The 23,821-nt window shown below is 38.8% G+C and carries 22 protein-coding genes, 1 pseudogene and 2 riboswitches; of the genes and pseudogenes, 4 read left to right on the top strand and 19 right to left on the bottom strand.

Annotated elements, in window-relative coordinates:
- Positions 1 to 86: 86 nt before the first annotated feature.
- The 3 genes from cax to AC1MGI_RS08120 form a co-directional block, all read right to left on the bottom strand.
- Complete coding sequence (gene cax, locus AC1MGI_RS08130) at positions 87 to 1,151, bottom strand: calcium/proton exchanger (protein WP_480349251.1); 1,065 nt, start codon at positions 1,149 to 1,151, stop codon at positions 87 to 89.
- A gap of 622 nt (positions 1,152 to 1,773) precedes the next feature.
- A complete protein-coding gene (locus AC1MGI_RS08125; RefSeq protein WP_480349250.1) occupies positions 1,774 to 2,592 on the bottom strand; it encodes a YihY/virulence factor BrkB family protein in 819 nt (272 codons plus the stop codon).
- A 74-nt stretch (positions 2,593 to 2,666) separates the two neighbouring features.
- Complete coding sequence (locus AC1MGI_RS08120) at positions 2,667 to 3,053, bottom strand: YtxH domain-containing protein (RefSeq protein ID WP_480349249.1); 387 nt, start codon at positions 3,051 to 3,053, stop codon at positions 2,667 to 2,669.
- Between the two features lie 221 nt (positions 3,054 to 3,274).
- On the opposite strand from AC1MGI_RS08120, the gene AC1MGI_RS08115 reads away from it, so the two are divergent.
- Positions 3,275 to 3,496: a DUF1128 domain-containing protein gene (locus AC1MGI_RS08115; protein WP_062184266.1), complete on the top strand. Its 222-nt coding sequence runs from the start codon at positions 3,275 to 3,277 to the stop codon at positions 3,494 to 3,496.
- 76 nt (positions 3,497 to 3,572) lie between these two features.
- Positions 3,573 to 3,761, top strand: a complete 189-nt coding sequence (locus AC1MGI_RS08110) for a hypothetical protein (RefSeq protein ID WP_049679933.1) — start codon at positions 3,573 to 3,575, stop codon at positions 3,759 to 3,761.
- A 164-nt stretch (positions 3,762 to 3,925) separates the two neighbouring features.
- On the opposite strand, the gene map is transcribed toward AC1MGI_RS08110, so the two are convergent.
- From map to motA, 3 genes are all read right to left on the bottom strand, one after another.
- A complete protein-coding gene (gene map, locus AC1MGI_RS08105; RefSeq protein ID WP_480349248.1) occupies positions 3,926 to 4,672 on the bottom strand; it encodes a type I methionyl aminopeptidase in 747 nt (248 codons plus the stop codon).
- 400 nt (positions 4,673 to 5,072) lie between these two features.
- Positions 5,073 to 5,834 carry a flagellar motor protein MotB gene (motB, locus tag AC1MGI_RS08100; RefSeq protein ID WP_480349247.1) on the bottom strand — a complete coding sequence of 254 codons (762 nt, stop codon included), beginning with the start codon at positions 5,832 to 5,834 and terminating at the stop codon, positions 5,073 to 5,075.
- Positions 5,827 to 6,615: a flagellar motor stator protein MotA gene (gene motA, locus AC1MGI_RS08095; protein WP_480349739.1), complete on the bottom strand. Its 789-nt coding sequence runs from the start codon at positions 6,613 to 6,615 to the stop codon at positions 5,827 to 5,829. Before motA ends, motB begins: the two co-directional genes overlap by 8 nt.
- 551 nt (positions 6,616 to 7,166) lie before the next feature.
- Here motA and mreBH point away from each other — a divergent pair.
- On the top strand, positions 7,167 to 8,174 hold the full coding sequence (gene mreBH / locus AC1MGI_RS08090) for a rod-share determining protein MreBH (RefSeq protein ID WP_480349246.1): 1,008 nt from the start codon (positions 7,167 to 7,169) through the stop codon (positions 8,172 to 8,174).
- A 235-nt stretch (positions 8,175 to 8,409) separates the two neighbouring features.
- A complete protein-coding gene (locus AC1MGI_RS08085) occupies positions 8,410 to 9,285 on the top strand; it encodes a YihY/virulence factor BrkB family protein (RefSeq protein WP_480349245.1) in 876 nt (291 codons plus the stop codon).
- Positions 9,286 to 9,460: 175 nt separating this feature from the next.
- On the opposite strand, the gene AC1MGI_RS08080 is transcribed toward AC1MGI_RS08085, so the two are convergent.
- The 13 genes and pseudogenes from AC1MGI_RS08080 to AC1MGI_RS08020 form a co-directional block, all read right to left on the bottom strand.
- Positions 9,461 to 10,564, bottom strand: a complete 1,104-nt coding sequence (locus AC1MGI_RS08080; RefSeq protein ID WP_480349244.1) for a 5-methyltetrahydropteroyltriglutamate--homocysteine S-methyltransferase — start codon at positions 10,562 to 10,564, stop codon at positions 9,461 to 9,463.
- Between the two features lie 121 nt (positions 10,565 to 10,685).
- A riboswitch (SAM riboswitch) is annotated at positions 10,686 to 10,785 on the bottom strand.
- A gap of 226 nt (positions 10,786 to 11,011) precedes the next feature.
- The gene (locus AC1MGI_RS08075) at positions 11,012 to 12,184 is read right to left on the bottom strand and encodes a M20 family metallopeptidase (protein ID WP_480349738.1); all 1,173 of its coding nucleotides are present in this window, start codon (positions 12,182 to 12,184) and stop codon (positions 11,012 to 11,014) included.
- Positions 12,185 to 12,189: 5 nt separating this feature from the next.
- Positions 12,190 to 13,419 (bottom strand): allantoate amidohydrolase, encoded by a 1,230-nt coding sequence (locus AC1MGI_RS08070; protein ID WP_480349243.1) that lies wholly within the window; start codon positions 13,417 to 13,419, stop codon positions 12,190 to 12,192.
- 11 nt (positions 13,420 to 13,430) lie between these two features.
- Positions 13,431 to 14,618, bottom strand: a complete 1,188-nt coding sequence (locus tag AC1MGI_RS08065) for a hypothetical protein (protein ID WP_480349242.1) — start codon at positions 14,616 to 14,618, stop codon at positions 13,431 to 13,433.
- A gap of 449 nt (positions 14,619 to 15,067) precedes the next feature.
- Complete coding sequence (locus AC1MGI_RS08060) at positions 15,068 to 16,174, bottom strand: mechanosensitive ion channel family protein (RefSeq protein WP_480349241.1); 1,107 nt, start codon at positions 16,172 to 16,174, stop codon at positions 15,068 to 15,070.
- A gap of 279 nt (positions 16,175 to 16,453) precedes the next feature.
- Positions 16,454 to 17,638 carry a DHH family phosphoesterase gene (locus tag AC1MGI_RS08055; protein WP_480349240.1) on the bottom strand — a complete coding sequence of 395 codons (1,185 nt, stop codon included), beginning with the start codon at positions 17,636 to 17,638 and terminating at the stop codon, positions 16,454 to 16,456.
- A 108-nt stretch (positions 17,639 to 17,746) separates the two neighbouring features.
- Positions 17,747 to 18,337, bottom strand: coding sequence for a lysophospholipid acyltransferase family protein (locus AC1MGI_RS08050; protein WP_480349239.1), 591 nt, complete (start codon positions 18,335 to 18,337; stop codon positions 17,747 to 17,749).
- 188 nt (positions 18,338 to 18,525) lie between these two features.
- Positions 18,526 to 19,467 (bottom strand): CPBP family intramembrane glutamic endopeptidase, encoded by a 942-nt coding sequence (locus AC1MGI_RS08045; RefSeq protein WP_480349237.1) that lies wholly within the window; start codon positions 19,465 to 19,467, stop codon positions 18,526 to 18,528.
- Positions 19,468 to 20,012: 545 nt separating this feature from the next.
- Positions 20,013 to 20,483 (bottom strand): 6,7-dimethyl-8-ribityllumazine synthase, encoded by a 471-nt coding sequence (gene ribH / locus AC1MGI_RS08040; protein WP_062184305.1) that lies wholly within the window; start codon positions 20,481 to 20,483, stop codon positions 20,013 to 20,015.
- A gap of 38 nt (positions 20,484 to 20,521) precedes the next feature.
- Positions 20,522 to 21,148: pseudogene (gene ribB, locus AC1MGI_RS08035) on the bottom strand (3,4-dihydroxy-2-butanone-4-phosphate synthase); the annotation flags it as partial.
- Between the two features lie 18 nt (positions 21,149 to 21,166).
- On the bottom strand, positions 21,167 to 21,805 hold the full coding sequence (gene ribE, locus AC1MGI_RS08030; RefSeq protein ID WP_480349236.1) for a riboflavin synthase: 639 nt from the start codon (positions 21,803 to 21,805) through the stop codon (positions 21,167 to 21,169).
- Between the two features lie 170 nt (positions 21,806 to 21,975).
- Positions 21,976 to 22,107: riboswitch (FMN riboswitch) on the bottom strand.
- A gap of 154 nt (positions 22,108 to 22,261) precedes the next feature.
- Positions 22,262 to 22,894: a DUF6944 family repetitive protein gene (locus AC1MGI_RS08025; protein ID WP_480349235.1), complete on the bottom strand. Its 633-nt coding sequence runs from the start codon at positions 22,892 to 22,894 to the stop codon at positions 22,262 to 22,264.
- Positions 22,895 to 23,239: 345 nt separating this feature from the next.
- On the bottom strand, positions 23,240 to 23,746 hold the full coding sequence (locus AC1MGI_RS08020; RefSeq protein ID WP_480349737.1) for a flavin reductase family protein: 507 nt from the start codon (positions 23,744 to 23,746) through the stop codon (positions 23,240 to 23,242).
- Positions 23,747 to 23,821 lie beyond the last annotated feature (75 nt).

Raw genomic sequence — 23,821 nt, 5'->3', positions numbered from 1 at the left:
TTTTGGATGATTATATGTACTTACAAAACGTAATTGAATAAAAATGGCTCTCCTAATCAAGATGAGGTGAGCCATTTTTTTGTTACTTATAATAAGTAAAATCCTATTCCCATAATTACATATGCCGCCATTAGAGTAAGGCCTTCAAACCAGTTTGACTCCCCATCGTTTGAAATCATGATGATTAATAACACCGCTGTTACCATGGCAATTAACTCAGGCAAAGTGAAGATCAGTGGCATAGAAATCGGGAAAAATAATGAAATGAGGACTAGTACAGGCGCTACGAACATAGCGACTTGCAACGTTGATCCAACAGCGATTTCTACCGCCACATCCATTTTATTTTTATATGCCATAAGAACAGCTGATGCATGCTCTGCCGCATTCCCAACGATTGCGACGATAATAACTCCGATAAATAGCTCTGACCAGCCGAATGTTTCGCCGACAACACTGAACGTATGAACCAATTTTTCAGAAACATAGGCCACCACGAGTGTTGCCCCAAAAAGCACCGCAATCGCCTTTTTCTTACTCCATTCTGGTACTTCCTCTTCATGTTCGATCTGTTTTGTTTTTTCAGTAGGCTGGTATACGCCTCGATGTGTGACAAGTTTAAAGAACAGCGCAGCAAGATACAGAATGATTAATATAATAGAAATCCCTACACTTAATGACATCGTCCGGCTCTCACTCATATTTTGTGTAAACACTTCTGGAATCACAAAGGCCAATCCTATGGCAAAAATTAACAACCCAGCATTATGCCTTGCATCAAATACATTGAATGTTTGTCGCTTGTATTTCGTTCCACCTACAAAAAAGGAAAGACCTGCGACCAATAATAAATTTCCTAGTACGGAACCCGTCAATGATGCAAGTACAACTCCAAGCAATCCAGCTTTCAAAGAAAAGATGGAGATAATTAATTCAACGGCGTTGCCAAATGTTGCATTCAATAAACCGCCGATTCTCGGTCCCATTACAATCGCAAGACTCTCTGTCGCTCGGCCCATAAAGCTTGCAAGTGCAATAATTGTCAGACAGTATACTACGAACATTAAAATCGTTGACCAGTGCAGAATGGAGCCGATAATCGACAGCGGGACACCGGCAACTAAAGCTACGAAAAATATTTTATTAACCATATCATTCCCCCCATTCCTCTATACTATCTCCCGCTTTTCCCATTCTATTAGCTCATTAAACAATTAATGCGGGATATTCGTAAGCCTTAGCCATATTACTGGGCCGTTTATTAGTAGGCTTGTTTTAGTATGTTGATGACGGATTTTTGTTTGCATTAAGCGTTATGCTATTGATCATTTTCTTTTAGTTTGCTTTTATATGAAGGACATGGGGACAGGGCTTCGCACGGCCACTATTGTGATTAAGTGAGTGTAGCGTGCTACAGGATTAATCCTTCATGGTAAATGGTGGCGTTTTAACGCCATATTGGTTTTTATGAGAACAAGAGGGGTAATGAATCATGTGGATCTATGATACCGCAATGAATACTCCCCCACACGAAAAGGCTCGGACACGGTGTCCAAGCCTTTTTTGTTAACTAATGATACCCATTTTGCCCATTTGCAGAACCGGATGTTTTTTGCTTCGGTTTATTTTTTCCTTTTTGCTTCGTACTACCGTCTTTTTGCTGACCTTTTGGCACACAAACGCCCCCTGCTCTGTTTTACTGAAGCCAATAACTGCTTCAGTTGTAGTATGGCCTCATTCAGCCGCTTCATGAAGGTAATTTTCGGAATGTTATTAACATGTTGGATGTTTCCGTTCACTTGATAGAGCATTGATTTCACCACCGATGATAATGATGATACCGGTCAGATAAAACCAAATCATGAGTACGATGATGCCACCAAGACTTCCATATGTAGTCGTATACCCTCCGAAATGATCCACATAATAGGAAAACGCAAGTGACACGATAATCCAACCCGCTGTTGCAAAAAAGGCCCCTGGGACAACATGTAGGCATTTCTGCTTTTTATTCGGCGCAAGCCAATACAACATAATAAACACAATGACAAGCACAACTCCGCTGACAAGCCAGCGCAATGCATTCCAGATGTGCAGAAACTCATCTGATAATCCGAATGAAGAAAATAAAAACACACCAAGTTGCCTGCCGAATACTGGTAATACGAGAGCAATCACAAAGACAAATATCATAGCCAATGTAAGGAGGATTGACATCCCTCTGGCTACAAAAAAGTTTCTCGTTTCTTCGACATTGTAAGCTCGGTTAAATGCACGAACGATGGCATTTAACCCATTTGAAGCTGACCAAATGGTCGCAATGATTCCAAACGATAACAGTTTCGTATTGGCTTGCATCACTTGATTTATATTTTCCTCAATAAGTGCCATTGAGCTAGCTGGGGCAAAGTTACGAAATAGCATTAATAAATCCGCTTCGGAAATAGGGAGATACGGCAATAAGCTAATGAGAACGAGTAGTAGAGGAAAGAGGGAAAGCAAGAAAAAATAAGCCAGCTGTGCAGCCAGTCCTCCTACATCATCCTGATCCATCCTTTTGATCATCTTTTTAACATACGCAATTCCCTTCATTTTGCCACCCCAAACTCGGTTACTTGGCCCAATAATATATCTTATCCGCCTTCGTTATGATTTTTTTAAAAATATCACACAGTATGCAGCTTCAAATCGTCAGGTTCTTCATTCCTATTGTTCTTAATTTCAGCCGTAATCGCGTCTTTCGTTTCAATGACTGCATGTGCCAATTGAGGCGGGATTTCTTTCAATTCTTCCACCTTTTGTGAAATGTACACAGCATCATCCGTGATTTTTTCAATGGTCATTCGAATTTGTTCTGTTGTATCACATACTTTTGTTAGGCTTAAGCTCGGATTCTTCACAAAGGTCTTCATTTCTTGAATGCATCCTTTTCCAGAACTGATCACTGAGGTTCTCGTTGTTTTATCAAATAAACTGATCACTGCTCCAGCTGCCGCTCCGATTAAAATCGACTTCAAGAAGATACTTTTTTTCACCCCATATTTTTCATTCATAATTTTTCTCTCCCCTCATATTTTATATATGTGTGTATGTAATTCTTTATTTTATCCTTTTATCCCATCATATACCAATTCGTAATTATTTGTAAAAAATCTCTCGTTATTTTTTCCATTAACAAGCATTTCCATCCATTGAAACACCTGTACTTTTCATTGACTTATCATCACAATAATGACAAGATTAACTAAATGAATGGAACGAAAGGAATGATATCATGGATGTGTCACACAACACAGCAGAAACAGCTGATTACATGGTTGAAAAGATAAAAGAAAAGTTGAGAATGATGAATATCGGAGCTGTAAAATCCACACATTTCAATGCAGAAATGTATGAGGAACTCCGAGACATTTACGAAATGGTGATGCGCAAATCCAAATTCAGCCCAAGTGAAATGCAAGCCATTGTTGAAGAACTAGGAAAATTACGCAACTAAACCTAGGTTGCCCCAAAAGCGCGAATTGCTTTTGGGGTTTTTATATTTCACTTGAAAGAGGAGGGTAAAAAAAGAAATGATGATTGTAAGTTTTCTTTTAATCGGTTGGATATTAAATTGGTTTAAGTTTAATAAGTTGTTTATTCAGGCATTCAAAGAGCTGTTTAACAAGGAAATCACCATTGCAAGTTATTATTTTATATTTTTTTGTGTTGGTACAATTGGCGACTTGATTTTATTTTTTAATGGAACCTATAAAGTTTGATTATACAAATCGTTTATTCAGCTAACGAGGAACTTTAGTTGAAGATGTATGGGGAACCATATACCTACAGTTCCCCATGAAATTTGATTCAAAATCAACAATACTGTTTAACATAGCTTCGAAAAAAAGCCGGCTCACACAAAATGAGCCGGCTTTCCATCTATTTATTGCTTTGTCAAGATCAATGCGCCATCCTTCGTAATCGCAATAGTATGCTCGTACTGTGCGGAATATTCCCCATCAGCAGTTGATGCTGTCCAGCCATTTGGATCACGTACTGATTTATATGTACCGACATTTACCATCGGTTCGATCGTGAATACCATACCTTCCTTTAAGCGCGGTCCTTTATGCGGCAATCCGTAATGCGGGACTTCAGGGCTTTCGTGAATGACATTCCCAATTCCATGACCGATGAAATCACGGACAACTGAGAAGCCTTCACCCTCCACATAGGACTGAATCGCGTGACCAATATCTCCAATCCGGTTGCCTGGTACACATACTTCAATCGCCCGATATAAGGATTCTTTGGTTACTTCAAGGAGGCGTTCTGTCACCTTGGATACGTTTCCTACTTTGTAGGTCCACGCTGAGTCAGAAAGCGCTCCATTGTAATTAACAACCATGTCAATGGTAACAATATCTCCATCTTTCAATGGTGTTTTCCGAGGGTATCCATGGCAGATTTCTTCATTTATACTTGCGCAAGTGGCATATTGGTACCCTTTATAGCCCTTCTGCTCCGGTTTTGCTCCATGCTTTTTTAAAAAGCCCTCAACGAATTCTTCTATTTCCCAAGTCGTTACACCTGGCTTGATGAGCTTGGCAATTTCAAGGTGACATGCGGCCAGAATCTTTCCTGACTCATGCATCGCCTGAATTTCTCGTTCTGATTTCAATACAATCACTCTGGACACTTCCTTTTAAAATAACGTTTATCCCGCTTTAACGGGCAGTAAAACCCCCACCTCAGGGCTTAGAGGAACCGAGGAAGCATAAGCTGGGGGATAACTGCCCATAAAAGCCCGATTGGTTCAACTAACAATCAGTGGGGATGAAGCCCCCACTGATTGAAGTTTCACTTTATCTCTATTCTACTGCAAAAAAGCTGAGATATGAACAACAATGCATGATTCTTCCAAGACAAAAAGTATATCTCATACAGGTCTGATTTTACAAACGATACACCGTTTCTAGTAAGCAGCCTCTTCGTTTAAACAGTATCTTGATAGTAAAAATGAAAAACCTGGCTTCTATTAAACAGCAAGTATCTAAAAATGCCATTCAAAGTAACCAAGTTCGTTTTTCTCATTCCTTTACAGTGTTCCGTGGCACAATAAGAATTTCCACACGCCGATTCTTCGCCCGTCCAGCTACTGATTCATTAGAAGCGATTGGCATGAACTCCCCATATCCTTTAGCACTAAACCATTTTGGGTTTAGGCCATTATTTTCAAGTAAGATTTTCATAAAGTTCACTGAACGCATCACACTTAAATCCCAGTTAGAATCATATCTAGCATTTTGAATCGGTACATTATCGGTATGTCCGCTGATTACGATACTGCGGGGCGGATCCATGACGAGCAATTCAGAAATCTCCCGCCCAATCCCCTGATTTTCCGTTCTTATCTCGGCACTTCCCGAATCGAATAAGACATTATCCCGAATTGTAAGGAGCAAGCCACCGCTCGTTAATGAGGTGCCTAATTTGTCATTTAATTGATTGTTCCTGATAAATACATTTACTTTTTCTTGGATTTCTGAGAGCTCCTTTTGTTCGACTTGACCAAGATTGCCTTGCTCATTCTCTCCATTACCATCTGCTGAAGGGTCTTTCTTGTCTGGTGAGCCCGGAACAGGAGATGGATAATCCATGACTCCTGCTCCTCCGGTGAAGATTTGATTGAACACGCCTGAAAGCTGTTGGAATTTATTCGCATCCACCGAACTCGAAGAAAATAGCACGATGAATAATGCCAAAAGCAAGGTCATAATATCCGCATAAGGAACAAGCCATGATTCATCCACATGTTCTTCCTTACGATTTTTCCTTCTCTTCCTAGCCATCTTGCTTCACGCCTTCCAGCCATTTTCTCCGTTCCTCAGCCGTCAAATAGGAAGTCAGCTTCTGTTCGATCGTTCGTGGCGCTTCTCCTTCAATAATCGATAGAATGCCTTCAATCATCATTTCTTTAATCCGTACTTCTGCCAGTGATTTTCGTTTCAGCTTATTGGCAAATGGATGCCACAGCAGGTACCCTGTGAAGATTCCGAGCAAGGTCGCCACAAATGCTGCTGAAATGGCATGCCCAAGTTCGTCCGTATTGTCCATATTTCCAAGTGCCGCGATTAGCCCCAATACCGCTCCTAATACTCCTAGAGTAGGCGCATATGTACCTGCTTGTGTGAAAATGGCCGCTCCGCCAATGTGACGTTCTTCCATTGCATCGATTTCTTCAGACAATACGTCACGAATATAATCAGCACTTTGACCTTCAACAGCAAGATTCAAACCATTTTTTAAAAATTGATTATCTACTTGCTCTGCAATCGCTTCTAATGCAAGTAACCCTTCTTTCCTTGCAATGACTGCCCACTCGGAAAATGTTTGAATTAATTCTTGTGGCTTCGTCAACTCTTGTTCTGTAAATAAAATCTTAAATAGCTTTGGCAGTTTCTTTAATTCAGATGAAGGGAAAGCTGTAATGACAGCTGCAGCCGTTCCACCTAAAATAACTAAGATTGCAGCAGGATTCACCAAGGAAGACATGGCCACACCTTTTAAATACATCCCGACTGCTATTGCAATAACTCCTAAAATGACACCAATTATTGACGTTTTATCCATCATATTCACCCATTCATTTATTCTTCTACTCTCTTTCTTTTATATCGGTAGAAAACATAAAAAAATGAGTGCCTTTTTACTTTTTTCAAAAAAACTAACAATATGATTGCTAATTAGTTTTTTCAATCAAAAAAATATATTTTTCAATATTCACAAAATAATAAAACAGATTTTACCTTTTAACTGAATTACTGGATACGTTATCGTTACATTTGTCATAGTAAAAAGATTTCAGCTCCCAATCTCACCTAATACACGCTTGCAATTTTCTAAGCCAATATATGTATCAGACTTTAGGGCGAAATAACGCGATTTATCTAGATAGCAAGTTTTCTGATGGTACCATTTAAGAATTGTCCCTTTAATTGGCATGGTTTTTTATTTTCTAGAATGATATGTTGAATATCGAGTATTTTCCGGGAAATACTCACTCTTTCGACAGAGGATTTTAGCGAATGTAAACAATTACCACATATTATTTTCCCCACATTCTACAAATTTTATGTAAAATGCTATATAGGGGTCAAACTCTAATTAATAGGGGTGACTAGATGTTTTCAAATACAGAAATTGGCATCGATTTAGGGACAGCCAATACATTAATTTATAGTAAAAACAAAGGAATTATTTTTAACGAACCATCTGTTGTAGCCATTGATACAATCACCAATAAAGTGGTGGCTGTTGGTCATGATGCAAAAGAGATGATTGGAAAAACACCAGGAAATATAGTGGCGATTCGGCCATTGAAAGATGGGGTTATTGCAGATTTCGATATTACTTCACAAATGCTTAAGCAAATTATGAAAGCAGCAGCGAAGAAGCTTGGACTTTCAATCAGAAAGCCTATCGTTGTGGTATGTACACCATCTGGTTCTACGACAGTTGAGCGAAGGGCCATAGAAGATGCGGTGAAGAGCTTCGGAGCAAAGCAGGTGCATTTAATAGAAGAAACAGTTGCTGCCGCAATTGGAGCGGACTTGCCCGTTGACGAACCTACCGCAAATGTCGTCGTTGATATCGGTGGCGGAACAACAGAAGTGGCGATTATCTCCTTTGGTGGCGTCGTATCCTGCAACTCCATACGAATTGGCGGAGATCAGTTTGACGAAGATATTGTTCAACATATTAGAAAAGAATATAATCTTCTTATTGGAGAGCGCACTGCTGAACGAATTAAAATAGAAATCGGCCATGCTCTCATTTCGCATGATCACCTCACCATGGATATAAGAGGTCGAGACCTTGTCTCAGGTCTGCCGAAAACCGTAACCATACATTCAGAAGAAATCCAAGAAGCGATTCGTGAATCCCTTCTTCATATTTTAGAAGCCATTCGTGCTACCCTTGAAGATTGTCCACCAGAGTTGAGTGGTGATATCGTCGACCGAGGTGTTGTCCTTACCGGTGGTGGTGCTATGCTGAACGGCATTCAAGACTGGCTGAGCCAAGAAATTGTCGTTCCTGTTCATCTAGCGCCAAACCCGCTTGAATCCGTCGCAATTGGAACCGGTCGTTCTGTACATCTGATAAGTAAACTTCAAAAGGCTATCAAGTAAACTAAAATACTAGTTTCTTTCCTGTTCCACTACATGTAGTACGGAACAGATACTGCAAAAAAGAATCTCATCCATTGGAAGGGATTCTTTTTTTTGCTAATATCTATCACGCTTGAATCCAAAAATTCAGGCTTCTTTCGATTTGTGAGCAAAAAATTTTGGTCTCATCAAGGATTATGATCATCTTTCGTAGGGAATAGACTTCTAACCAGTAAAAATCCGGGAGTGAAGTCTAATGAAACATCTATTAGCGTTCGGAAACGAACTTAGGAACGAGGTTAAGGAGGATCGGGCAACAGGGTTAGCTGCTGAACAGGCATATTATTATCTACTTTCCATCTTCCCATTACTCATTTTATCGCTTTCAATTCTTCCCTATCTAAATATCGAGCCACAACAAGCAATCAATTTTATGAATCATTTCTTACCATCAGAAACTACGGATGTGCTAGCCGATACGATTATCGGAATTGTAACAGAGTCAAATGGTGGACTTTTTACTATAGGAATCTTAGGGTCGATTTGGTCAGCATCCAAAGGAATGAACAGCTTCATGCACGCTATGAATATTGCCTTTGATGTTAAAGAAACAAGAAATTTCATTGTAGCTCGACTAATTTCCATTGCCTTAACTTTAGCGTTGATCGTTGCTTTTATCGTTATACTCGTACTTCCGGTATTCGGTAATGTTATTTTAAATATGACTAATCAAGTTGTACCCATTTCAAACGAATTCAAAAGCATCTTCAACCTTTTACGCTGGATTATTGCTTTCGCTGTTATTTCAATTGTGCTTACTTTTTTATACAAATTTGCTCCTAATAAGAAATACTTATTTAAACATGTACTTCCCGGTGCCATCATTGCCACTGTCACTTGGCTAATCATTTCTATTGCCTTTTCCTTTTATGTAAGTAACTTTGGAAATTATTCCTCTACATATGGAAGCCTCGGCGGTGTCATTGTTCTTATGCTATGGCTGTATGTAACAGGGCTTATTCTTGTGATAGGTGGAGAAATCAATGCCATTTTTCATAACAGATATTCTTCAGTAAAGGAAGTAACTCGTGTAAAGCCAATGAATTCAAAAGACCGAAAATTGACGACTTAATGAAACTTCTCAACTGTGTCAGTAGAATTTTACCGGTTGCAAAGACGTCGGCAAAATCAAAAGACAGTTATCCCAAAGTAGGGCAATCTCTTATTACGCTTTCTTTACAACTAATAACGGAGCAAAGCTTATAATTCTAAGCTTAGCTCCGTCATTTCATTTATTTAAATTGGGCTTATCCCCAAACCTCTTTTGACACATCAACGATGAATTTTAGTTTTTCCCATTGTTGTTCCTCAGTTAGCTTGTTGCCATGATGCGTGGAAGCAAATCCGCATTGTGGGCTTAAGCACAATTGTTCATGTGGTACATATTGGGCTGCTTCCTTAATACGAGCTATGATTGCTTCTTTATCTTCGACTTCTCCATTTTTAGATGTGACGATTCCTAGTACAACTTGTGCACCATCATTTGGAATATGTTCTAACGCTTTAAAATCTCCTGAACGTTCATCGTCATATTCTAAGAAGAATCCATCTACTTTTTCTTTTGCAAGTAGCGTTGGGGCGATAAGATCATAACTTCCTCCAAATGCCCAAGTAGATTGATAGTTTCCGCGGCATAAATGTGTAGTCACGATTAAATCTTCAGGTTTTCCTTCCAATACGCCGTTAATTACGCGTAATGCTAAATCGATTAAGTAATCTCTTGAATATTTTCCATCATTGAAAGGGATCCCCGGTGAGGAAAGACCAGCAATGTATACATCATCTAGTTGTAAGTATCGTACACCAACCTCGTAAAACGCTTTTAATGCATCTTGGTACGCTTTAATAATATCATTGGCATATTCTTCGATGTCAGGGTAAATCGTTTCATCACGAATCCCAAGATTAAATAATTGGTTCGGGCTTGGAATCGTTTGTTTCGCAACTGCACGGTCACCGACGATTTCGTTAAATTCAATAAAGTCCTGTATGAATGGATGATCAGGATTGAATGAAATTTTCCCGATGTTTCTAACGTTATATCTCTCTGTTTCTATACCATCAAAAGTGTATCCTTTTTCTGGTACAAAGCCTTCAAATCCATTTATATGCTCTAAGAAATCTAAGTGCCACCATGTACGTCTAAACTCACCATCCGTCACTAATTCCAACCCAACCTCAATTTGCTTATCAACAATCCGTTTTATTTCCTTTGTTTCAATCTCGCGTAATTGTTCCGCAGTTATTGTACCTTCTTTAAAGGCCTTTCTTGCGTTATGTAGATTATCTGGTCGCAATAAACTACCAACGTGATCTGCTTTAAACGGGACTTTCGTAATTGTTTTTGTCATGTTTAATTCCTTCTCTCTTTTATTATTTGTAATAACAACATTTTTTTGCTGACTAGTAAACAAAAAATAAAAAACCCTTCTTGAATACAAGAAGAGTTTTGTGCGCAATGGCTATTTACTCTTCTTATCTTCAAGCCTTACGCTTCTGGAATTAGCACAGTACTTAAAAGTCTGTTGCTGAGGTATCAAAGGGCCAGTCCCTCCACCTCTCTGGATAAGAAAGTTACATATTTAATTATTTGATAATTCTCACTTTATATCTATTACTATTGAATGTCAAGGGTGAAAATATGAAATTTCCAAATAAACAGTTTTCTCGTTAGATCCACTAAACTTAATCTGCGTAAAGTGTTGTAGTATCTGAACTCTTTGGGTTTTGCACCTTTTTTATCCCGCATTAACGGGCAGTAATTCCCCACTGTTTGAAGTTTCACTTTATCTACTCCATTATTCGTTCAAATATGCCCATGCATATTGCGCGTATAGTTCGGCTCCAGTTGCGAGAGCGTCTTCGTCAATGTTGAATTTGCCATGGTGATGTGCCCATTCCGTATCTTTTTTTGGATTCCCACTGCCCACTAAAGCGAAACTGCCAGGGGCTTTGTCTAAATAGAAGCTGAAGTCTTCGCCACCCATTGTCGGCTTTTCAGTATATAAAACATCCTCACCGAATGCTTCTGAAGCGACCTTTTGTACGAACTTAGCGCTATATTCATCATTAATGACCGGTTGGGTTCCATGGATATATTCCACTTTGGCACTTGCACCGTAAATGTTTGCGACATTTTCAGCGTATTGTTGGATTTGTTTTTCAATATGAGCACGCGTTTCATTGTCAAAACAACGGACAGTTCCTTCAATAACAGCATTTTCGGCAATGACGTTAAACCGTGTGCCAACATCCATCTTTCCGATCGTAAGCACGGCAGGTTTTTGCGGGTCAATTGTTCTTGATACAACAGCTTGGACATTCATGACGAAGGAAGATGCAACAATGGCTGCATCAATGCAATCATGCGGCATAGCGCCATGTCCGCCTTTTCCTTTAAATGTAACTTTAACAATATCCGCTGATGCAAATGATGGCCCCGGCGTACATGAAACTTTATGAGTCGGCATCTGTGACCAAATATGAATGCCAAATACATTATCAACGCCTTCCATCGCACCTTGTTTCACCATTTCTCGTGCACCTGTAGCCGCTTCTTCGGCAGGTTGAAATATTAATCGTACAGTTCCAGGTAACTCATCTTTACTTTCATTTAGAGCTTTCGCTGCAATAAGCAACATTGCCGTATGGGCATCATGACCACAAGCATGCATTTTGCCATCTTCCTTAGAAGCATATGGAAGATCTTTATTCAATTCTTCAACAGGCAACGCATCCATATCAGCTCTTAAAGCCACCGTTTTACCAGCTTTGGCCCCTTCTATATTTGCAATGACACCGGTTGGTTCTGTTCTTCGATAAGGAATTGCTAGATTTTCTAGATATTCGCAAATGAATGCGGTCGTGTTTTCTTCTTCCCATGATACCTCAGGTTCACTATGGAGTTTTCTACGTAATTCCGTTAGTTCTTCACGATATGTCTGAATGGCTTCTTTAATTTTTTGACGAATCATGTTTATTCAACCTCCGTTAAGTTCTTTGCTGCTTCAAAAAGGATTTGAACGCCATCCGCCAAATGCCGTGCATCCGACCATTCTTCTGGACAATGGCTAAGACCGTCTTTACTTGGCACGAAAATCATCCCGACATTTGTATGATCAGAAAAAATCATCGCATCATGACCTGCACCACTGTTAATCGAGCAATACGGGATTTCTAGTCTACTACTCTCTTGTTTCAACAAAGAACGAATCTCCATATTTAACTCTTTTGGCTGAATATATAAAAGCTCTTCAACAGATGTTCGGATTCCAGTTTCACTGTAAGACTCAATCATTGCTATCGTCTTTTGGATTGTGTTCCGTACGTTTTCTTCTTTACCAGATCTGATGTCCACAGAGAATACAACTTTGTCTGGAATGACATTTGCTCCATTTGGAAATACTTCTAGGCGACCTGTTGTGATGACCGTTCCTTCTCCCTCATCGATTGCAAGGTCCGGCAATTGGGAAATGATCTTTGCAGTAGTGACTAAAGCGTCTGAGCGGCGATCCATTGGAGTTGTACCCGCATGACCTGCTCGCCCTTCTATCGTCACTTCCAATTGAGTCAAGCCAACGATGGCTTCAACGATACCAATTGGAATATTCTTTTCTTCTAGAATTGGGCCTTGTTCGATATGCAATTCCAAAAATGCTTTCATTGTATTTGGCTCTCTCACTTTAGTAAGAGTAGAATCCAATCCGATTTTTGCCATCGCTTCTTCCGTAGAGATACCATCTTTATCTTTTAGATGAATAAACTCTTCCTCACTAAGTGAACCGACAATTCCTCGTGACCCCAGCAATCCGCCACCAAATCTCGATCCTTCTTCTTCGACCATCGCGATAATTTCTAAAGGATATTTTGGTTTTAATTGATTTTCAGAAAAGAGGGCGGCTACTTCCAAGCCTGCAACGACTCCTGCAGTACCGTCATATGCCCCTCCATTCGGGACTGAATCAAAATGGGAACCAACCAGAACACTTGGTGCATCTTTTAAACGACCTTCAAGCTTACCGAAAATATTACCGAAACCATCTTCCGAAACTGTTAGACCATATTCCTTCATTTTTTCCTTGATATAATTTCTTGCTTGCAAATCTTCTTTACTGTACGTAAGGCGTGTAACACCTTTCCCAGGTGTTGATGTGAATTTACTCAAAGCGTTTATATGGCTTTTCATTCGTTGTTGAGACATTTTCACAATCCCCCCTTTTACAAGAATCCTACGAATATTCCAGCTAAAACGACCGAAACGATCGTTACAGTTATGAATCCACCGACGAGCATAGGTGGCAACATATGGCTCGTTAATACCTCTTTTTCTTTCTCGTCATTTGTTAAAGACTTAATCACTTCATTCGTGATGATGTAGTCTGCTGGAAACCCATATAAGGCTGTCAACGATACGGCGAATGCCATTTCTTTGCTGACTTTTAATATCTTTCCGATGATGAATGAGAATATATACATGCCGATGACTGCTAAAACAACACAAACGACAAGAGGATATAAGATCTCGAGCATCATACTTGGTGTCGCCTTTTGCAAACCGTCGAAAATGAAAAGCATAAGAGCCATAATGGAGAAACCGAATCCATTCGCTTTTTGTAAAGGTTGTTTTTCCAAAAATCCGACACTTTTTGCGATAATTCCAAATAATAAACATAGGACAAGTGCATTAACCGTCACGAATGGTGCAAGTAAGGTAGAGACAAGATAGGCAAGTAAGCCAACAAAAGCAAGCCTTAAAAATTTGAAATATTCTGTGTTATATTTTTCTGGCATATTTTTGAAAAGTTTAAGTTCCTGCTCTTTTTCTACTTCCACACCATTTTTTGCATCTTTTATTGTCAGCTCTCCACTGCGGTATTTCTCAAGTAGTCTTTTCCCTTCCTTTTTTAATACAATTGAAGTGATGGGATATCCTGCAAATCCTTGCATAACGTAGATGACGATTGCAAATACAGATAAAGACGCGAGACCTGCTTCTTTGGCTCCTTCAGACATGATTAATGCTGATACGATTCCACCTACTAATGGAGGAATGGCAACAACGACTGTTTCAAAGTCGAAAATCAATGTTCCAATCGTAAATAATATAGCGATAATTCCTAAAACACCGGAAAGGGCAATGACAATGGTCTTCCATTGATTCTTCAATTCTTGAAGAGAAAGCAAAGTACCCATATTTGTGATTAATAAGAACATCATCATAGTCGCAACCACAGGTGGTACTCCAGCCACCGCTACGATGTCTGATGGGAAAAATGTCCAATAACCAATAAGAAATAGTACTGCACAAACGAATACAGATGGTACCCAGGCTTTCGTTCGAACAGCTACTACGTCACCTATATATAAGATTAATACAAGAATAACTAAAGCCAACATTTGCGACATAACAATCACTTCACTTTCATTAATATTTTAAAATATTATCACAGAATTTAATTAATTAAAAGATAATTTTGATTTTTAAATGAATTATAATTATTCACTCATTATGAAAACGCATTATTTAACAATAAAATATAAAGATCCCATATAGTCTCATATCGTTTACGACATCTGATAACGATGTAAAAAAATACACTTATTACGATATCGATATAATATATACATCAATTAAAATGAGAAGCATTCAATCATCAATGGGTAAAAATGTACGTTTCCAAAAAAGAGAATGGATTATCAACCGTCATCCATCAGACAAATAAATCTTTCTTAGTCGATCCCAAGAAGGCGTCGTTTCAGAAACATCCTTCTTCCATTATAAAAAACACATGGAGAAGGTCCTAAGTTCTAGGACAGCCTCTCGATGTGTTTCGTTTTTGTGTAACTAAAATATTTCAACTAGTATTTCGTGAATTCCTCAAATACGTTTCACTTTGTGTTTCTTCCGAATTGGAGTCGACATACAATTTTCTATTCGGGATCGCTAGGGCAACTCCTTCATTATTAAGAATATCCATGATGGCAAAGTTGATTTCTTCTTTTACCTTTAAGAATTCTGTCCAAACCGTTGTTTTCGTAAAAAAGTATAAGTAAATATCTAACCCATCTATCCCGTATTTATCAAACTTAGCAACAATTGTGTCTGGGTGGATTTCAGAATGATTTCTTAACATATATTCAATCTGCTTAATCACATCTTCTAATTTATCTTTTGGTGTTTCATAGGTAACACTTATATTGAACACAATTCGCCTTTTCCCCATCTCACTCCAGTTCGTAATTGTTTCATTAGCTAATTTTGCATTAGGTACTGTTACGAGGGCTTGAGCAAATGTACGGATTTTTGTGCTTCTAAAAGTGATCGTTTCAACTGTTCCTTCTACGCTAGGTGTTAAAATCCAATCACCTATCGTAAAAGGTTTTTCAGTAACAATGATGACGCCTCCAAATAAATTTCCAATTGCATCCTTAGCAGCTAGAGCAAATGCAAGTCCGCCTATGCCTAACCCTCCAACAAAACCAATCACATTGTAATTAAATTCTTGTGCAATCGCACTAAAACTAATTACTATAATGATTACCCGCAATACTTTTGACAAGAATGGGATGAGTATCTCATCAACCTCAAAATTAAATCTTTCGTTAAGCTTTGCAAAAAGAAGTGTAGATGATGATGAAAAGTTATACAATCCCCAACCAACAAGAAAAATAATCGTGGATTTTATTAATTTAATAAATAACAAATGTGTATGGTCCAGATAAGGAAAATACCAAACAGAAATATAGATTCCCAACAGAATGAACAGCCACTGAATTGGTTTTTCAAATGATAAAAATATGTAAGAGAAAAAAGTATTTGGTGCTTTTCGACTCGCCTTTATTAGTAAAGCAATCACGTATTTTGAAAATATCTTCCGGAAAATTAAAAATAACAAAAAGATACCTACTGAAACTGCAACATTATTTATAAACTCGCTTGAAAATACCAATTTCCATGACATAACGAATTATCTCCTATCAATTAGAAAAGTTAAAATTTCCGGCCCCTCTAGTACCCTAAACCTTTCCTAATATAGTTGAAATAAGTGCTAACACTTATGCATTACCTATATTGACAATTGTTATTATCCGCTATTCTACACAATTGTAACCATAAAAAAATGAGGCTATCCAACAAAGGGTCAGACCCCACATCTACTATATATCGTTTATATGTCGTGTAAATGACACAAAAACGGTGTATAGAGTGTGTGATTTGACCTATGGACATCCTCATTTTTTTATTTTTTATAATATGGCGAGAATTTTAGTAAATGGCCAATCCAATCAGCATCCCTAACCAAGACTGCAAAATATTCCTTTTTCAAATGCTTTTCCGCTGCTTCAAACGAAGGGAAGGGTTTTGTAAGTGGTTTTTGACTTACCTCAATCACCCAATCTTCCTCCCCTTTTTGATAGACAAAAATGGACTCGTCATTTCTACCTTTATAAAGAGAACCGCTTTTTGCACCTTTCAGATTATGTTGATTGTTAAAAGCATCTCGCTTTAGTGGCTCCAAATAAAATGTTTGCTCAACAAATTGCTTAAATGCCTTCTCTGTTAAGTTGCACCCTGAGGCCTTGCGATGCCCACCACCATCATAAAGAGCCGCAATTTCAGAAACATCCACATCATCATGAATCGTTCGTAAACTAATCCGTTTACTCCCTGCCATCACAATCGCAATATAGTCAAGATGTGTAAACTCCTTGGAAAGCTCATTCCCAAGTTCTGAATGATAGTTTTCTCCATGGACAATACCTGCTAAATGTTCGCCAATGGCCACTTGATACACTTCACGTTTTTTTCGATTTATGTATCGTTTGACTCTGCTTTCTTCGACATCAAGTAGCTTGCTTTCAATCTCGTCAAATTGAAATGGCTCACTACTATTGAGCTTTTTCAGAACTTTCCCTTCAAATTCATCAATTGAAATCATGAAGAAGAGATCGTTCAATTTCTTTGCAGTGAAATTCTGATTCACATCCCACTCCCACGTATCGTACTGCCTCACTAATTCAACGAACTCATCTGTACCTTTTGTTTTTGTAAGCAAGTCTTTTTTTGCTAAGTAATCATACAAAAGAGATGTAGCTGATGTTAACTTGCCATCTTCCTGCTCCACAGTTATAGACGCCCAAGCATGTTCATTCAAATGTAGTGCCGATTTATGATGATCAATCAACAATGCCTTTCCACCAGCAGCGACATATTCATTAATTTTCTTTTCATTCTCTTCGTTCACGGATAAATCGGTAATAATTAGCGTGTCCATTCCTGTCGCATTTTCAAGAAACCCAGCTACTTGATGATTCAGTCGACCAATCGAATTATAGCTCACCTTTACTTCATTTCCCCAAGCAAGCTTCGCGACAACACCACAGCCAACGCCATCTAAATCATTATGTGAAAAGAGATGGTACATATAATTCCTCCTAAAAACAGATATTTTATAGCTTACCCTGATTTAGCATTTTCCTTCATAACTACAGCCTTAGGATATTCTACCATTTCAGAGGATACTGTTGAACGATTACGAACTTATCCGCTGTTCCAATGCTTTAAAGACATCCGATAATTCCGTTGTAACATGGTCCAGCTCGTCTTTCCCTTTCTTAGCTGAATCTAGATAAATCGGTTCACCAATAATAATCGTAATCGGTTGTCTTTTAAATAAATCCTTAAAGCCCGTTGGTCCTGAGTAAGCAGCAGGCACGATTGGAACACGAGCTAATTTCGCAATCGTAACCGCTCCCCGCTTTAACGGAGCTTCCTCTGATGTTCTAGTGCCAGAAGGAAAAATCCCCACATTCTTATCTTGCTTCAATAATTGAATCGGAATTTTCACTGTGCTTGTTCCTGGATTATCGCGGTCGACTGGAAATGCATTGATTTTTCTTAAAAACCAACCAATTGCTTTGTTCTGAAATAGTTCTTTCTTTGCCATAAAATGAATTTCCACAGGTAGAATCGAAACGCCGAGAGCCAAGATGTCGACCCACCCTCTGTGTGTGCAAGCAATGACATAGCCGGACTCTTCAGGCAGGTTTTCTATATTTTTCACAACCAATTTGCCTCGTAATTTTAACAGAACCCTCACTAACTTAGCGACAGGTGTATACATTCACATTCACCCCATATGGATAGATAAACCCATTTTATCACTAAGTTTTATTACTTGGTACTAATTTATGTCTTATCACACTGAACATTCCCATCGATGCTGGAATACTTTTATAGATGTTGCACATAAAAAGGGGCACCCATAAAGTCTACCTATCTAGACTTCTGGGTCCCCCTTTTCAATCCATTTTATATTGCAGAAGATTTAAATTTCTTCACAGCGATCAGATAAAATACAAGAAAAAGAATGACGTCTAATACTAATGAAATCGCCGGATCATTGTTCACCACAGTAATAAGTGCAGGAACACTTCCGCCTACAGATTGTGGATCACCGATAAACCAGAAAAGGAACATATTATTGGCAGCATGTGCACCGATTGACAGCTCCGAACTCCCCATTTTCACGGCAAGGAATGTTAACATAAACCCCACAAATACATAATCAAGTCCGACCCAAATAGCTGAACGCTCCATTTCTGGATTAAAGAAATGCAATGATCCGAAAATCAATGCCATGATAATTGCTAGTACAATGGGGTTGTTGATCACCTTTCCAATCCACTGCAACAGAAACCCCCTGAAGATTAACTCCTCAACTGTCGTTTGAATCGGAGTTAACACTAAAACGACGAAAAACAGGAATAAAAATTTCTCTAAATTAAATTCATTCCATACAAAATGTTCAGGGGAAATTAAGTAATAGACGAGCTCTAATAACACCATAAGACCAAAATAGAGTGCAAAGCTACCAAAGATTTGTTTCCAATTGATTCGATCATTTGCAGTAATCAGCGTCTTCAGTTTCCTTTTATGTACAATCCGGATTGAAAGCCAAATTCCAAACATCCAAACGACATACATTAGATTCATAAACAATAAATCGAGCGTTGGGTCGACGCCTACGAACATGCCAGATTTATTATCAAAAACGATGCCATCTCCATTTAGAAGACCTGTAATCATCATTAATATAGCATACAGAACACTCCCGGCAATTAGCGCAACCAAAATGATAACCGATGATAGCAAGTATCTTTTCCAACCATTTTCTCCTGATAGATCAAAAAGATAATGTTTAATACGAAATCCCCCTCTATGTGATTTACTACTGCACGTTCCTATGCCCATAATATACCATTTTCCTTCAAGGAGGAAGATTAATATTTCGTAAATAGTGGCCATTTACCTTAAAAGTCAAGCTCCGGCGCGCAAATCGAAAATCTCGCCCGAAAAGGGATGAATTCGGCGTGAAAACTATCCATTCTGGCACGTAACAAGGCCAATCCGGCACGCAAATTTGATTTCCGGATCGTAATGCTCGAAAAAGAGGGCTTTTGAACGCAACTTGGCTTTTAGTCGTACCTCCGCATCACTTAGCTTCGGGTTCTTTATAAAAATTGGAATTATGGGGGTGGTTCGGCGAATTCGCTTAGGATTTTTAATGCATTTTTGCGCAATCCTGCTTTTAGAGGAGTCTCTTTTCTACAAAGTGCGGTCCCGACGAGCAATTTGCAAATCTCATATTTGCGTCGGATTCTGAATTTATACGTCAATCTATTTCAAAGCACGAAAAAAGGAGCACATTGGCTCCTTTTTCTGATTCCATAACATATTTAACTCGCAATTTAACCGATATGTACACAGAACGACTTATCAGTCAAAATACGCATTCCTTATTTTCCGATTAAAGTAGATAGGTTCGCCATTTCAATCGCGGAAACAGCTGAATCATAACCTTTGTTTCCTGCTTTTGTACCTGCGCGTTCAATGGCTTGCTCAATATTTTCTGTCGTAAGTAAGCCGAAAATTACAGGCGTTCCAGATTCAAGTCCTACAGCAGCCATGCCTTTCGCTGCTTCATTACATACATAATCATAATGTGATGTTGCTCCGCGAATGACCGTACCTAATCCAATCACAGCGTCATATTGTTTGGTTTGAACTAATTTTTTTGCAATCATCGGAATTTCAAATGCCCCCGGTACCCAAGCGATGTCAATATCATCCTCACTAACTCCATGACGTTTAAGTCCATCCAATGCACCAGAAAGTAATTTTCCTGTGATGAACTCGTTGAACCTGCCGACAACTATTCCTACTTTTAACCCTGTTCCAATAAGTTGTGCTTCAAAATTTTTACCCATGATAATTCCCCCTAATAGTTTAATAAAATTTAAGCGTGTTCTGGTGTTTCTTTAAGTTTTGACTCGAGTTGGTTACGATAGCGAACTAACTCAGCAATCGTAATAAATGAAAGCTGGTGTTCTTTGGCAATGACTTGGAGCTCTGGAACGCGTGCCATTGAGCCGTCTTCATTCATAATTTCACATATGACTCCAGCTGGCTCTGCTCCACATAAACGGGCAAGATCAACAGATGCTTCTGTATGTCCTGTTCGTTCAAGCACCCCGCCATCTTTAGCGATAATTGGAAAAACATGTCCAGGGCGTTTAAAGTCCTTGCCAGAAGAATCATTTTCCAAAAGAGCAAGCATCGTTGTCGAGCGTTCAAACGCGCTGATTCCCGTAGTCGTACTTTCGTGATCAATACTTACTGTAAAAGCTGTTCCATGGTAATCTGTATTGTTCTCAACCATTGGATGCAGGTCTAATTTCTCTGCGAGCTCATTTGTAATCGTCGTACAAATTAAACCACGACCATATTTCGCCATAAAGTTAATCGCGTCAGGCGTTGCCTTTTCTGCCAACACGACAAAATCGCCTTCATTCTCCCGGTCTTCATCATCGACAACGATGATGATTTTGCCAGCTTTCAAATCTTCCACTGCTTCTTCAATCGTTTGAAACATCTAAAAGCACCTCCTTTATTAGAATCCATTTTCAGCAAGAAAGCTTGCTGTAAATCCAGTAGTTTGTCCATTATTGGTTATTTGCTGGACGATATATTTTCCAATCAAATCATTTTCAATATTTACGATTTCTCCAACGTTCTTTTGTCCAAGAATCGTGTCTTTATGTGTTAACGGAATAAGTGAAATGGTTATTTCATTCTTCTCAATCCGAAATATGGTTAGGCTTGTCCCATCAATAGCTATTGAGCCTTTAGGAATACAATATTGCGCTAATCCTTCTGCTAATTTTATCGTATAGTAAACCGCATTTTCTTTATGTTCTTTTTTCATGATCGTACCTGTGCCGTCAATATGGCCTGAGACAAAATGTCCACCGAATCTTCCCTGAGCACTCATTGCCCGCTCTAGATTAACCTTTGCCCCCGGCTTTAACAGCTTGATTGTTGATGCCTTAACGGTTTCTGGCATCACATCCACTGTAAACAAACGATTGGTAAATTCAGTGACTGTCAGACAAACGCCATTCACCGATATGCTGTCGCCTAATTTAACATCTTCTAGGATTTTAGGAGACTCAATCGTTAACGCCATGCTCTGTGCGCCTCTTTTTAATGATTGCACCGTTCCTACATCTTCGATAATTCCGGTAAACATGTTTTCACCCTCTTTCTCAATTTGATGCTTCGACAAAAAAACACAAATAGCCCCATAGGTACGGCCTAAGGAGCTAAAGGGAGATTATGGATTTATTATATAGCCAAATAAGCCTTTTATTTTGAATTTTTCAAAATAAAGGGTTCACAAATGCCATTTAATCAGTTCCATATGTCCTTCTCCCATCCAGACTATACTGTCGGCCTTGGAATTTCACCAAATCCTGCCTTTTTACAGGCTCGCGGGCTTAGAATTTCTTCATCACCGCCGGTTGGGATTTACACCCGACCCCGAAGGACAAACATATTTAGCAGAATGATTCCGCTTTTCCAAAAGTGCTATATCACACTTTCCATTTCATTATACAAGCTATTCGTAGATTTGTGTAAATTTTTGCTCATAAATTGTGATTTTTTGCAATTTATTATATCTACTATGATTCCCTATTTTTTGCAATCATACAGGTATTCTTGGATATTGATAACGATTGTCTTCCGTTTCAGATACGTTTTCTTCCTTTAGCGAGGTCAATTCATACAGAACAATCAGCGCACCAATCACTTCCAAATAGCTGCCGAACACAGCCAAAGCATCACCTTGTTTTTTTTTATCCTGTAAGATAAATAAATTCGCAATCGAGTCAATCGAGGCGCCAAGGGCAATCACCCAGTTTCCCGTACTTTCCAATGGCCGATCGACTGGGGCCCCAACGGCTTCTAAGGAGGCACCTACTGATTGCACGCCACTGCCAAGAGCATTCACTCTCAGTCCTTCCTCCTCTTCTGTTCCCTCAAGAATCACCTCATTTGCTATAGTATTGGTGAAGTTGCCCCCAGCCTGAAACCAGCAGCCCATGATGCTCAAAATCTCTTCTTCCCTGCCTTCAATTTCATACACTTTAGTCCTACCAATTGCTTGCAGTACATTTCCAAATCCCTCGACCGCGTTTCCTCTGGCTACGAGCTCTAATCCATTATCGGTACCTGTGATAATCACATTTGTTGCTCCAATAGCAGAAATGATTGTCCCAGCTACTAAAAACCCCGCTCCTGTAATAATCAGATCCTCGCCTTGTTTAACAATCTCCATAGTCAATATCCACCATTCATTTCAATTGATGGGATAGTATATTCAACATTCGCAGGATATTACACTGGATTAGCAAGATAGAGCTTGAACAGATGGTAGTATCTGATCCCTTGTGGTATTAGGGTAAAAAAATTATCGGATCGTAAATAACTATTCGTTACTTGATAAGTAGATCAACTATTAATGATCACTAAGTTAGTTAAATTATTTCCAATACATTTAGTCAAAATAAAAACCTGCCTCAAAGATCCAAAGCAAGTTCATCCATTAAAAGGTGCAGCTTTTAGTTCATTCACAAGCGGTCCAATACCTGAATTCGGATCCTAGGATTCCCTTGAGGGTAGTTTATTTTTCAGTCACTGGATAAAATTCAGCCGGAATCGCGCCGAAGTGTCTCCGGTGGTATAACATAGGATCTTTCTTTTCGATTTGTATATCTGTTACTTCGCCAATTAAAATGGTATGATCTCCCGCTTCAACTGTTTTAAACGTTTTGCATTCCAAAACAGCGAAAGCACCTTGAATGATTGGTAATTGATTCCCAGAAAACTCCCACTCACATTGACTAAAACGATCCACATTTTTACTAGCAAAGGTTTTGCATAATTCCTGCTGCTCACCAGCTAAAATATGTATCGCAAATTTTCCACCTTCAGTAAAAGCTTTAATGGAAGAAACTTTATGATCAATTGACCAAAGAACTAGGGTAGGGTCCAGTGAAACAGATGCAAATGAATTTACAGTTAATCCAACTGGCTCATTGTTGGGAGTAGTAGCTGTCACAATGGTTACCCCTGTTGGATAGTTGCCCATCGCTTCTTTAAATAAAACTTGTTTTTCTTCTTTTGTCATCATTCATTTCTCCTTCGCCAAATATTGTAATCTATAGAGAGATCAACCAAGAGAATATTCATAATAATCCTCTGA

It is taken from the genome of Peribacillus sp. BM1, from assembly GCF_056679975.1.
The sequence above is the reverse complement of the archived record's forward strand: the minus strand, read 5'-3'. Positions and strand labels throughout refer to the sequence as shown.

Coding starts and splice junctions, on each gene's coding strand:
- ribE (WP_480349236.1), bottom strand. CDS start 21,805: ATGTTTACCGGAATTATCGAAGATGTAGGAACGGTGCAATCATTAAAA.
- AC1MGI_RS08060 (WP_480349241.1), bottom strand. CDS start 16,174: ATGTCATGGAAATTGGTATTTTCAAGCGAGTTTATAAATAATGTTGCA.
- AC1MGI_RS08045 (WP_480349237.1), bottom strand. CDS start 19,467: ATGGGCATAGGAACGTGCAGTAGTAAATCACATAGAGGGGGATTTCGT.
- AC1MGI_RS08120 (WP_480349249.1), bottom strand. CDS start 3,053: ATGAATGAAAAATATGGGGTGAAAAAAAGTATCTTCTTGAAGTCGATT.
- motA (WP_480349739.1), bottom strand. CDS start 6,615: ATGGATAAAACGTCAATAATTGGTGTCATTTTAGGAGTTATTGCAATA.
- motB (WP_480349247.1), bottom strand. CDS start 5,834: ATGGCTAGGAAGAGAAGGAAAAATCGTAAGGAAGAACATGTGGATGAA.
- AC1MGI_RS08050 (WP_480349239.1), bottom strand. CDS start 18,337: ATGTATACACCTGTCGCTAAGTTAGTGAGGGTTCTGTTAAAATTACGA.
- AC1MGI_RS08110 (WP_049679933.1), top strand. CDS start 3,573: ATGATGATTGTAAGTTTTCTTTTAATCGGTTGGATATTAAATTGGTTT.
- AC1MGI_RS08080 (WP_480349244.1), bottom strand. CDS start 10,564: ATGACAAAAACAATTACGAAAGTCCCGTTTAAAGCAGATCACGTTGGT.
- AC1MGI_RS08085 (WP_480349245.1), top strand. CDS start 8,410: ATGAAACATCTATTAGCGTTCGGAAACGAACTTAGGAACGAGGTTAAG.
- AC1MGI_RS08025 (WP_480349235.1), bottom strand. CDS start 22,894: ATGGAGATTGTTAAACAAGGCGAGGATCTGATTATTACAGGAGCGGGG.
- AC1MGI_RS08055 (WP_480349240.1), bottom strand. CDS start 17,638: ATGTACCATCTCTTTTCACATAATGATTTAGATGGCGTTGGCTGTGGT.
- AC1MGI_RS08065 (WP_480349242.1), bottom strand. CDS start 14,618: ATGTCGCAAATGTTGGCTTTAGTTATTCTTGTATTAATCTTATATATA.
- ribH (WP_062184305.1), bottom strand. CDS start 20,483: ATGGGTAAAAATTTTGAAGCACAACTTATTGGAACAGGGTTAAAAGTA.
- AC1MGI_RS08020 (WP_480349737.1), bottom strand. CDS start 23,746: ATGACAAAAGAAGAAAAACAAGTTTTATTTAAAGAAGCGATGGGCAAC.
- mreBH (WP_480349246.1), top strand. CDS start 7,167: ATGTTTTCAAATACAGAAATTGGCATCGATTTAGGGACAGCCAATACA.
- cax (WP_480349251.1), bottom strand. CDS start 1,151: ATGGTTAATAAAATATTTTTCGTAGCTTTAGTTGCCGGTGTCCCGCTG.
- AC1MGI_RS08115 (WP_062184266.1), top strand. CDS start 3,275: ATGGATGTGTCACACAACACAGCAGAAACAGCTGATTACATGGTTGAA.
- AC1MGI_RS08125 (WP_480349250.1), bottom strand. CDS start 2,592: ATGAAGGGAATTGCGTATGTTAAAAAGATGATCAAAAGGATGGATCAG.